This is a genomic window from Paenibacillus pedocola (assembly GCF_031599675.1).
In the GTDB taxonomy this organism is placed as follows: Bacteria; Bacillota; Bacilli; order Paenibacillales; family Paenibacillaceae; genus Paenibacillus_AQ; species Paenibacillus_AQ pedocola.
On the sequence record NZ_CP134223.1, the window covers coordinates 1,022,077 to 1,033,844 of the forward strand.

The 11,768-nt window shown below is 55.3% G+C and carries 6 protein-coding genes and 1 riboswitch; all 6 genes read left to right on the forward strand.

Features of this window, described 5'->3' with window-relative positions:
* The first annotated feature begins 70 nt into the window (after positions 1 to 70).
* Positions 71 to 276: riboswitch (cobalamin riboswitch) on the forward strand.
* 248 nt (positions 277 to 524) lie between these two features.
* A complete protein-coding gene (locus QU597_RS04410; RefSeq protein ID WP_310831545.1) occupies positions 525 to 5,732 on the forward strand; it encodes an S-layer homology domain-containing protein in 5,208 nt (1,735 codons plus the stop codon).
* 135 nt (positions 5,733 to 5,867) lie between these two features.
* Positions 5,868 to 6,683 (forward strand): DUF4430 domain-containing protein, encoded by an 816-nt coding sequence (locus tag QU597_RS04415; RefSeq protein ID WP_310831546.1) that lies wholly within the window; start codon positions 5,868 to 5,870, stop codon positions 6,681 to 6,683.
* A complete protein-coding gene (locus tag QU597_RS04420) occupies positions 6,680 to 7,624 on the forward strand; it encodes an energy-coupling factor transporter transmembrane component T (RefSeq protein ID WP_310831547.1) in 945 nt (314 codons plus the stop codon). Before QU597_RS04415 ends, QU597_RS04420 begins: the two co-directional genes overlap by 4 nt.
* The gene (locus QU597_RS04425; RefSeq protein WP_310831548.1) at positions 7,540 to 9,225 is read left to right on the forward strand and encodes an ABC transporter ATP-binding protein; all 1,686 of its coding nucleotides are present in this window, start codon (positions 7,540 to 7,542) and stop codon (positions 9,223 to 9,225) included. Before QU597_RS04420 ends, QU597_RS04425 begins: the two co-directional genes overlap by 85 nt.
* Complete coding sequence (locus QU597_RS04430; RefSeq protein ID WP_310831549.1) at positions 9,198 to 9,884, forward strand: ECF transporter S component; 687 nt, start codon at positions 9,198 to 9,200, stop codon at positions 9,882 to 9,884. The genes QU597_RS04425 and QU597_RS04430 overlap by 28 nt, the downstream gene beginning before the upstream one ends.
* 139 nt (positions 9,885 to 10,023) lie before the next feature.
* A complete protein-coding gene (locus QU597_RS04435; protein ID WP_310831550.1) occupies positions 10,024 to 11,733 on the forward strand; it encodes a methyl-accepting chemotaxis protein in 1,710 nt (569 codons plus the stop codon).
* Positions 11,734 to 11,768: the final 35 nt, after the last annotated feature.

Consider the following 11,768-nt stretch of genomic DNA (forward strand, 5'->3'; position numbering starts at 1 on the left):
GAGGAGTATTGAAGCACCTTTTCTATAGACATACAGGGGAATACTAGATATGATTATGAATATTAAAATTTCATAGGGTTTTGAAAAAGGTGCGGATCTATCTCCATTGATAGAACCGCTTAAAAGGGAAGGCCGGTGGAAGTCCGGCGCGGTCCCGCCACTGTGATGCGGAGCAACTCCTGCTTGAAGCCACTGTCCAGCTGATAATACGGACGGGAAGGCCGGGAGAAGCGATGAAGCATAAGCCAGGAGACCTGCCTTTTTCGCGAACGTTTCTATTCTTCGTGGGGTAAGAATGCGGAACATATGCAGATGGACGGTGGCTTTTAGGAGCATTATTAGCCTCGGCCCTGAATTTGTATGCTTCCCGGACCGCCCTGTTAAGGGCGGTTTTTTTGTGAGGAAACGATCACCTGAGAGCGATACGCAGTATTGCTGCTTTGGAAGCATGGGCTCGCTGAGACGGCGAATCCGTTTCTTTTTGTTAAAGGCCATACCAAATTTTTGATGAAAAGAGGTTAACGATGAAGACGAAGTTCCCCGCCAAGTTCGTAAGACTAGGCCTGGCTTTATTGCTGGTCATCTCGATTATAGGAGCTGCTATTGTTCCTTCCGGGCAAGCGGCAGCCGCGGCCGGATCCTCCCCGGCTGTTCTGGGTACGGATACGGTTACAGATTCGGTGTATGCATCGGAGGACTCTGCTGCCAATCTACTTAGCCTAGCCGCAGTTCCGGCGGCAGCGGGCCAAATTAGCGCGACAGAAGCCACTTACAAGACTGCCGAATATATTCTTGGCAGCGGTGTGACGTCTGAATGGCAAGCCATCGGACTTGCCCAGGCTGGCTACAGGGTGCCGGACAGCTATGTCCAGTCCCTGACTCAGCAAGTGCAGACTGCCGGCGGCAGGTTTGCAAGCGTCACTGAGTATGCACGTATTGTGCTGGCGGTGAAGGCTGTAGGTGCTGATCCGGCGGATTTTGCCGGTAACGGTTCAACGGCAGGCTACAATCTGCTCGAACGTATCTATAACAATGAGAAGATCAGCGGCCAGACGCTGAACTATCCTGTGTATGCGCTGCTGGCACTGGATTCCGGGAATTATACCATTCCGGGTGATGCCAAGTGGACCAAGGCGGCGCTCTTGACCGAAATTCTATCCAAGCAAAATGCAGACGGCGGCTTTGCCCTGAATTCAGGTGCAAGCGAGCCGGATATAACGGCGATGGCCTTAACAGCCCTGTCCGCATACAAAAGCGACCCGGCGGTAGCGACAGCCGGACAAAAAGCGGTAGCCTGGCTCTCGTCAGCACAGGACAGTAAAGGCGGCTATAGCGATAACAGCGAAAGCGCCGCCCAGGTCATCATCGGGCTGACCTCTTTTGGGATTGACCCTGCGGGCGCCCAGTTTACCAAAAACGGAGCGGATCTGGTCGGAAGACTGCTGAGCTTCCAAACCTCATCCGGCGGATTCATTCATAACAGTGGCGGCAGCATTAACCCGTTTGCAACCGAGCAGGGACTGCAGGCGCTGGTCGCTTATAAACTGTTCAGCGGCGGCAGTAACGGCAAGCTGTACGATTTTACAAAACCTGCGGCGCAGAACCCGCTGGTGTATGTACCGCTGGTCATTGAAGGGCCACAGGGTACATTGGGCCAGGGAAATGCTTATGCAGCGAACGCGCTCGAAGCGCTGGAGAAAGTGGCGGCCCAGAACGGGCTGGCGCTTAAGAATCCTTCCGGCAGCTATGTTACGGGGATCGGCAATGTATTCGCCGGAACCTACGGCGGCTGGGACGGCTGGATGTATGCGGTGGTCCGCGGCGGACAGTGGATGAATCCCGATGTAGGGATGAAGGACTTCAAGCTGAAGGACTCGGACCGGGTAGTCGTTTATTACGCGGGCAGCGATACACAGCTTGTGGAATCCGTTACCTTATCCAAGGCGCAGCCTGGGGAAGAGGAGCCTTTTACCGTCACGGTTAATCAGATTAAATGGGTCTGGGATAACACAACCTTTACGTCCAGCCCGGTAATCTCAAAGGCAGCCGGGGTAGAGGTCGCGATCGGGAATCAGAAGGCTGTTACGGATAAAGACGGCAAGGCCGAATTCACCGCAGGGGTAGCGGCAGGCGATTATACGCTGACTGTTACCGGTTATGTGGCCGGGACTGCGCCAAAAGTTGCAAAATACACGCAGGCTATAACGGTAGTCTCAAAAAATGTATCCGCCTATCTGGCGGTTGAAGGACCCGATGGAACAGTTGCGGAGGGTTCGCTGAAAGCAGCCAACGTGCTGGCGGCATTGAAGAAGCTGACGGCTTCGCAGAATATTCCGCTGCAAATTACGGATTCTGCCTATGGCAGCTACGTCTCCGGCATTGCCGGAATTGCGAACGGAACCCGTGATGCCTACTGGAATTTTGTTGTTTTACGCAGCGGGGAATGGATCTACCCAAGTGTAGGCATGGATGATTTTGAACTGCAGGCAGCCGATAAGGTGCTTATCTACTTTGGCGGAACAAATACGCAGGTAATCAACAAGATCGAGACTTCCCCGCTGCAGCCGAAGCCGGGTGAGCCGTTCACAATTAAGGTTACGCAGAAAAAGTGGGTATGGAACAATACCACTTATACCAGTGATCCGGTGGTTTCGCCTGCGGCAGGTGTACAGGTTACTCTTGCCGGTACAACCTTAACTACGGACAGCCAAGGTCAAGCTGTTGTGGAAAAAGGGCTCTCCAGCAAAGTATACACAGTCACTGTAACCGGTTATGTCGTAGGTGCGGCTCCCAAAGTTGCCCGCTACACCCAGTCACTGAAGGTGGCTCCGGGCAATGTTTCGGCCCATCTGTCTATTGAAGGGCCGCAGGGTCCACTGGCCGAAGGCACGCTTGATGCCTATAATGCATTTGATGCGCTGCAGCAGCTCGCTGCTTCCGGCGGTATTCCGCTGCAAAGCACAGAGTCTTCCTATGGCATTTTTGTATGGGGCATCGGCGGAATAGAGAATGGAGCTTACAGTCCTAACGATTATTGGGGCTTCGCGGTGTCACGCGGCGGGGCGTGGATGTATCCAGATGTAGGCTTGAATGATTTTGTACTGCAGACATCTGACAAGGTGCTTGTCTACTATACCGGAGCTAACACGCAGGTGGTCAATTCGCTGGCCGTTTCGCCTGCGCAGCCGAAGCCGGGTGAGCCGTTCACCGTTACGGTTGAACAGAAGAAATGGGTATGGAATAACACGACCTATACTTCAGACCCGGTAACTACCAAGGCAGCGGGTGTGCAGGTCAGTGTTGGTGAAACGACGGTAACAACCGATGCGGAGGGTGTGGCGTCCTTCAAGCAGGGTCTGCCTGCCGGTTCCTATACGCTGGCAGTGACAGGGTATGTAGAAGGCCAGGCGCCTCACATCGCCCGCTACACGCAGCCGTTAATGGTGAGTGCGCCTGTTCAGGCCTCGGCGACGATTTCTGTCATTGGTGACAGTGTGAAGGGAACGATTCTGTCCAGCACCACAGTCATCCTGAATGACGGGGAAACCGCCTATAGCCTGCTGGTCCGCCAGCTTGGAAGCAAGGTGGTCAGCAGCGGTACAGGTAGTGACATCTACATCCGGTCCATCGACGGTCTGGGTGAAGGAGACCGCGGGCCGGAAAGCGGATGGATGTACTCCGTAAATGGAGAGTTTCCAAATTACAGTGCAGCAAGTTACAAGCTAAGCAATGGCGATACAGTGGCTTGGCGTTATACCGTCAAGAATGGAGACTTAGGGGGTACCGTTAGCGGTTCAGGCAGTACAGGTACAATTACAGGCGTTGATATTACTGCAGACAACACGCTCCCATTGAATCAGGTAGGCCAGACAACAGTTGTATCGGGTACTGTCATGACTGCAGCAGAAGCAGCGGCGCTTAAGCAGCAGCTGGCAGCCAATATAGTCTCCCTGAATCAGGATGTGAATCCGGGTGCAGCAGCTTCCTTAAAGGACAGCGGCAGTGAAGTGCAGCTGCAGCTGCCTGCCGGTGCCGTGTCCGGCACGGTGAAAATCAGTGTGCGGGAGAGCAGCGCAACCCGTCCTGAGCTGGTATCGGGAATGTATGATTTCAAGCCTGACGGCACGAAATTCCTGAAAACAGCGGATTTACTGATCAAGATTCCTGTTACCGCAGCTAATCCGGCCAATCTGGCCCTGGCCTGGCTGGATGAAAGCACAGGCAACTGGATACCGGTTCCTGCGTCACTTGACCTCAAGACGGGGATCATGACCGGTAAGGTCAGCCACTTTACAACTTATGCGGTCGTGGACCGCAGCAAATTTGAGCCGAAGCAGGCCCAGCTGAACAGCGATATTACCGCTACTGCTAAAATGGTTATGGCCGCCGGAGAACTCAGTGACTGGCAGGCGCTTGGCCTGGCCCGTTCCGGCCACACCGTACCGGCCGGCTATCTGAGCGGGCTGAAAGAGCAGCTTGCCGCTAGCCAGGGCGAGTTCCGCAAAGTTACGGATTATGAGCGCCTGGTACTGGCCGTGGCCGCTGCCGGAGGCAATCCGCAGAGCTTTGGCGGCTACAATCTGATTGAGAAAATTTATAACAATGACAAGATGGCCAGCCAGGGCAGCAACGGTTTGATTTTTGGCCTGATTGCCCTGGACAGCGGCACCTACAGTGTTCCGGCAGGTGCGCTGTGGACCAAAGAACGGCTGATCCAGTCCATTCTGGAACTGCAAAGCAAGGATGGCGGCTTCCCGCTGACTGCCGGCGGAACCGATGATGTGGATCTTACAGCGATGGCAGTAACCGCACTCTCCTCCCATACTGAGCAGGCGGCAGTACAGACTGCGCTAGATAAAGCGGTCACGTGGCTGTCGCAGCAGCAGCTGGAAAACGGCGGCTATAAGCTGTCCGGAGTAGAGAACAGTGAGAGCACCGCACAGGTGATTATTGCTCTAAGTGCAGCGGGTGTCGGTCCGGGAGATGCACGCTTCATCCAAGCGAAGGGCGGACTGCTCAGCCATCTGGCCTCATTCAGACAAGCGGACGGTGGTTATGCCCATGCCGCCGGCCAGCCGGAGAATAGTCTGGCTACCGAACAGGCGCTGCTGGCCCTGACTGCCTATAGCCGCTTCCTGACGGGAGACAGCAAATTATTCAGTATTTCACCGGCAGCTGTCAGCAGTACCGTATTCACAGACGAGAGCCGCATTTCTTCGTGGGCGCTGGATTCCGTTCATGCTGCCTATGATCAAGGATTGATGAAGGGCGTCAGTGAAACCAGCCTGGTCTTCGCGCCGAAGCAGCAGATTACCCGCGCCGAATTCGCAGCCCTTCTGCTAAGACTGTTGAATCAGACACCGTCCGCAGCCGCTTCGGCACCGGTGTTCAATGATGTGAAGCCGGGGGCATGGTATTATGGAGCAGTGCTGAAGGCCAAGGAGCTGGGCATTATCAGCGGTGTAACCGATACTGTGTTTAATCCGGACGGAGCTATTACCCGCCAGGATATGGCAGTCATGATCTCCAGAGCCTTCAAGCTGGAGACCAGTGCTGCAGCTCCAGTCCAGGCCGTAGCCTTCACGGATGAGAGCTGGATCAGCAGCTATGCGCTGTCCGCTGTACGTACCCTCTCTGAACAGGGCTACATGACCGGCTTTAACGGAGCTTTTGATCCGGCGGCTACGGTAACGCGGGAAATGGCCGCGGTCGTAGCGGTAAGATTGCCATAATAAAAGATTACGTAAGAGGGCAGATTTACAGCCCGTTTTAAGATAGAATAATAACAGACATATTGGATAGGGATGGAACGGGGGAGCAGCAGGAAGCCCTCGTTCTTTCCCTTTTTTACGGAGGTGTGAACGTTAATGTCGAAATCAGCCATATACAGGTTGTTATATCCGATGCTCATCCTGCTGGCGGCGCTGCTGTTCGCAGGCTGCGCCGCGGAGCGGCCTGCCGCCGTTCCTGACGGCGGCGGCAATGCCGTCGCAACGGCTGCGGTGCAGGAACCGCAGCCGGAAGCCACAGCCCCGCCGTCTGCTCCGGCGGGCACAAGCGCTTCGCCGTCTCCCGCTGCGGAGACGGCTGCTCCTGGAGGCGCGGCTGTTGCCGCCGCGCCAACCGCCGTTCCTGCCGCCGCTGGAACGGCCCCGCGGGCTTCGGCGCCGCCAGAGACAGGCGCCGGCGCAGCCACGGCCGCAGCGGGCGCGAAGCCCGCTGCGGCAAGCCCTTCTGCCGGTGTGAAGCCACCGGCAGCCACCGCGACCGCGCGGCCGGCAGCCACGCCGCAGGCCGCGGCAGCAGCTTCTGCAGCTGCTGAGCCTGCCGCAGAGGCCGCCACAGCGGTCATCTCCATTACGGGAGATGAGGAGCATGGTGTGATTTTGGCGCCTGCCGCTTATGAAATCAAGGAAGGCGAGAGTGCGCTGGAGCTGCTGAAGCGGATTACCCGCGCAGCCAAAATCCAGATGGAATATCAGGGCGCCAAGGCTTTCGCCTATGTTGAAGGCATAGACAATCTCTATGAATTCGACCATGGGGCGGAGAGCGGCTGGATGTATAAGGTTAATGGAGCTTTCCCGGATAAAGGTGCGGGAAGCTATACGGTTAACCCCGGCGATACCATTGAGTGGCTGTATACGCTGGATCTCGGCAAAGACCTGGGAGCCAAAGCGCCATGAGCAGCGGCTTCCGCGCCATGCATCCGGCGGTCGCGCTGCTCTATTACGGCGGGCTGATGCTGTTCGCCGCGCTGCTGTTTCATCCGCTGTTCCTCGTAACAGAGATTGCAGGTCTCGCGGGCCTTCTGCTGCTGCAGGGACAGGGAAGGCAGCTGCTGCGCGGGCTGCCCTTCTATCTGCTGATGGCCGGTTCCGTGGCTGTGCTGAACCCTTTGTTTTCCCACAGGGGAGCGCATATCCTATTCTACTTTTGGGATCAGCCGGTCACGCTGGAGGCTGTGCTGTACGGGCTGATGATGATGCTCGTGCTGCTCACGATTTTTATCGTATTCATCTCTTACAATTACACGGTAACGACAGATAAATTTATGTATTTATTCGCTGCGGCTGCGCCCAAAACAGCCCTGCTGACGCTGATGGCACTCCGGTTCGTACCCTTGTTCCAAAGAAGGCTGCGGCAGATTACCCTCATCCAGCGCCTCCGGGGCATAGATGCGGGTCAAGGCAGCCTGCGCAAAAGAATGCAGGACGGCATGACGCTGCTGAAAGTGCTGCTGACCTGGTCGCTGGAGGAAGCGCTCCAGACCGGCGATTCGATGAAGGCACGCGGCTATGGCATCCGCAAACGCAGTGCATACAGTATCTTTAAGCTGGACCGGCTGGATAAAGGAGTATTACTGCTGCTTGCGGTCAGCGGTATAATTCCGCTGCTCTGCTGGCTCCAGGGATACGGAATCTTGGAGATTTATCCGCGTATGAAGCCTATGGAGTTCGGCGGGGGCGAAGCGGTGATGTATATCAGCTTCTGCCTGTTCGTGCTGACACCCCTGGGTTTGGAAGGAAAGGAGAAATGGTTATGGAGATCATCACGGCGGAGCGTTTATCCTTCCGTTATCCGGAAGAAGACCGGGACTCGCTCCATGAGCTCTCATTCACAGTAGAAGAAGGGGAGTTCGTTGTGCTGCTGGGCCCGTCGGGCGGCGGAAAAACAACGCTGCTGCGCCATCTGAAGCGTGAGCTTACCCCCGTGGGCACAGGTAGCGGTATGATCCGTTATAAGGGGCAGCCGCTGGCGGAGCTGCCGGCGGATAAGGCTGCCGGGGATATCGGGATGGTCTTTCAGAACCCGGATGCGCAGATTGTAATGGACACGGTCTGGCATGAACTGGCCTTCGCGATGGAGAACCTGGGCTATCCGCCTTCTGTCATGCGGAGCAGACTGGCGGAGATGGCCGGGCTGTTCGGTCTGGAGCCGCTGCTGTACAAATCGGTGCATGAGCTCTCCGGAGGCCAGAAGCAGCTGCTAAATCTGGCCTCCGTGCTGCTGCTTCAACCGAAGCTGCTGCTGCTGGATGAGCCGACCTCGCAGCTGGATCCTGTCGCGGCACGCGAGTTCATTCAGACCCTGCACAGGCTGAATGAGGAAATGTCGATGACCATCATTATCAGTGAGCACCGCCTGGAAGAGGTCCTGCCGCTGGCAGACCGTGTCCTGCTGCTGGAAGACGGTGTGCTGCAGGCTTCGGGCAGTCCCCGCGAGTTCGTGCGGGGAGCCGGAGACGCGCGGCAGGCTGCGCGCCGGGCCTACTTGCCGACTGCATCACGGCTGTTCCTTGCCTTGTCACCGGAGGAGGAGCTGCCGCTGGAAACCATTCCGCTGACGGTCCGCGAAGGCAAACGCTGGCTGCAGGCCTATGCGGCCAACGGACAGGAGGCACTTGCCGCTGGTACCCTGAAGCATACCGCAGCAGTAGGCCAAGAACGTTCCTCTGTACCGGCTGCACCGCTGCTCGGCGCGAGGGAAGTCACCTTCCGCTATGAGAAGGATGGGCCGGAGGTGCTGCGCAAGCTGAACCTGTCACTGCATCAAGGCGAGCTGCTGGCTATCCTGGGCGGCAACGGTGCAGGCAAGTCCACCCTGCTGCAGGTACTGAGCGGTCTGGCAAAGCCGCAACGAGGTAAGGTAGACCTCGCCAAAGGGGTAACTACCGGATACCTGGCCCAGAATCCGCTGCTGTATTTCAGCTTTGACACCGTTATAGAGGAGCTGAGGCATATGGCCTCTGTTGCCGGTTTAGATAACGAAACGGCACAACCGGAGATTGACCGGCTGCTGGAGGTATTTCAGCTTCAGCAGGTGCTGGAGAGCCATCCGCATGATCTTAGCGGCGGCCAGCAGCAGAAGCTGGCGCTGGCGATGATCATGCTGCTGAAGCCGGCGGTGCTGCTGCTGGACGAGCCGACCAAGGGTCTGGACCCTGTTGCCAAGTCCCGGTTTGCGGGCTTGCTCGGGCAGCTGCTGGATCAGGGGATCAGTATTGGGATAGTGACGCATGATGTAGAGTTTGCCGCACGGTACGCGTCCCGTTGCGCACTCTTGTTTGACGGGAGCATTACCACAGAGGGCAGGCCGTCAGAGTTTTTCAGCAGCAATTATTTCTATACTACGGCGGTAAACCGCATGGTCCGGGATATCCTTCCGCGGGCATTGACCATAGAGGATGTGATGGCCGCTTGGCACGTTTCCGCATTCCGCTTATAATTGCCATAGTCCTTTTCATCGCCGGCCTGGCGCTTACGGCAGCATTGAAGGACCGTCATTATATGCTGCTCAGCCTTGTGCTGCTTCTCGCTGCGCTGCTGCCGGTTTTTATCCGCCTGGAACGGCGGCCGCTGGAGTCCAGGGAGCTGGTGCTGCTCGCCGTACTGTCGGCTATTGCAGCGGTCAGCCGGATTCCGTTCGCTGCGCTGCCCAGTGTGAAGCCTGTGTCGGCGATCGTGATTATGTCGGCCTATGTATTTGGAGCAGAAGCAGGCTTCATCATCGGGGCTGTGGCCGCGCTTGTTTCTAATATTTATTTCGGGCAGGGTCCCTGGACACCTTGGCAGATGTTTGCCTGGGGGATGGTTGGCCTTAGTGCAGGCTGGCTGCGGAATGCCTGGTGGATGAAGAAACGCAGCGGTATGCTGATCTTCGGCTTTGTATGGGGGTTCTTATTCGGCTGGATCATGAATATCTGGTATATCATCAGTCTTCCGGACGCGTTCAGCTGGGGACTTGTGGCCGCTGCATATGCCTCCAGCTTTTATTTTGATTTAGCGCATGCGTTGTCCAATGTCTTTTTCCTTGCCATACTTGCCGGAGGGTGGACCAAAGTGCTGGAGCGTTTCCGCAAAAAGTACGGCTTGCTGCAGGAATAGCGGGTTTACATTGTGTAAAGTTGAATTGGCGAAAATTAAAATTGATTATTCGACAAATTTTTCAATAAAGTATCATTTTTCGACCTTTTTCGCCGATAAATAGAATACAGCAAGTAGGGAAAAGGCGGGAACAAGGACGATGAGAGATCTAAAAGTGAAATATAAAATGGCTGTGCTTGCGGCTGTTGCAGTAATCATGGTGATCGGTATCGGGATGAATGGTATTCTGTTCACTAACAAATTAGCTGACCGGTCACAAGAGACTTACAATCTGAATCTGGTTCCTATTCATATGGTTACAGAGATACGCGCCAATAACCGGGCCATCGAGTCCTTTCTGCTGGAAGATTTGCTTACGAAAGAGGCGGACAAGAGCCAGGGGCTCACTGCCGGGATTCAGGAGAAGATTAAGCAGAATAATGAACTGATGAACCAGCTGAAATCCATCGACTTTAAGGATACTGAAGTCAGCAACAAAATTAATGAATATATGTCTCTTCTTGAGGATTACCGGGCACAGCGCGATAATATTATTCAGCTTGCCAATAAGAACCTCAATGAAGAGGGATATCAGGTTTTCTCGGGCAGTACGTTCAGCGGGTCCCGGACGAAGATGGTGGGCCTTCTGGATGATGCGTCAGCACTGCTTCTGGCGGATGCCAAAACGCATAATGAGCTCACGTTAAAGAATGCACAGACCTCCTCGACGGTAAGCAGCATACTTATTACCGCAGCCTGGGTATTATGCATTGTAATCAGCATCGTCATCACCCGCTTGATTACGAAGCCGCTCAAAGAACTGCAGGCGCTTATGCGGCGTGCCGAAGAGGGAGATCTGACTGTAACGGCAGCATACCAGTCTAAGGATGAAATCGGCCAGATCAATACTTCATTCAACAGTATGCTCGATAGCTTGAAGCGAATGATGCAGGGTGTTTCAGAGAGCGCAGAGGTGCTGTCAGCTTCCTCCCAGGAAATGAGTGCAAGTGCCGAGCAGACGGGACGCGCTTCCCGGCTGATTGCTGAGACCTCAAGTGAGATAGCCGCAGGCTTCGAAACCCAGGTGAACAGCATTGACCGCACGGCGTTATCTGTGCTGACGATGTCGGAGGACATAGCCGCTGTTGAGCGCAGCAGTAACGAAATGGCGGACCTTATGGCCGGTGCAGCAGTTTCAACGGATCATGGTGCTGCGGCTGTAGATAGAATTATCAGACAAATGAAAGATATTAATGCCAGTGTATCCGCCACTCAGTCCATTGTCCGCAATCTGGGCAGTTTATCCGCAGAGATCAACACCATTATTACTACCATCAATGAAATTGCCGCCCAGACCAATCTGCTCTCACTGAATGCGTCGATTGAAGCATCCAGAGCCGGTGAGCATGGCCTTGGTTTTGCCGTGGTTGCCGGTGAGATCCGCAAGCTGGCCGAGGCAACCGGCAGAAGCTCGCTGCAGATTACAGAGATTATTACCGACATTCAGCAGCAGACCGGCAGTGCCGTGGAGTCCATGGAACTTGGCTCTGAGCTTGTAGCGCTTGGAGTGGAGCAGAGCGGAGTGGTCTCCCAGGCATTTGCCAAAATTCAGGCTTCCATAAAGGCTGCCGCCTTGCAGACAGAAGGAATCAGGGGTGCGGTCGGCCAAGTCTCACAAGAGTCGCGGGCCGTATCAGAGGCGATGGAGCAGGTAAGTGATATTTCCCGTAAAGGTGTGGAAGAAGTTCAGGATACCAGTGCTGCCAGTGAGGAGCAGCTGTCGGCGATGGAAGAAATGATGGCTTCGGCGCAGTACCTAGCGACATTAGCAGAGGATTTGCAGAAAGAAATGGCGCGGTTCAAGCTCTAACATATCTCTAATAAAACAAGACCCTGGAACGATTA

Bases quoted from the DNA above. Each gene is read 5' to 3' on its own strand.
- QU597_RS04420 (WP_310831547.1), top strand. From the start codon at position 6,680: ATGAGCAGCGGCTTCCGCGCCATGCATCCGGCGGTCGCGCTGCTCTAT.
- QU597_RS04425 (WP_310831548.1), top strand. From the start codon at position 7,540: ATGGAGATCATCACGGCGGAGCGTTTATCCTTCCGTTATCCGGAAGAA.
- QU597_RS04435 (WP_310831550.1), top strand. From the start codon at position 10,024: ATGAGAGATCTAAAAGTGAAATATAAAATGGCTGTGCTTGCGGCTGTT.
- QU597_RS04410 (WP_310831545.1), top strand. From the start codon at position 525: ATGAAGACGAAGTTCCCCGCCAAGTTCGTAAGACTAGGCCTGGCTTTA.
- QU597_RS04415 (WP_310831546.1), top strand. From the start codon at position 5,868: ATGTCGAAATCAGCCATATACAGGTTGTTATATCCGATGCTCATCCTG.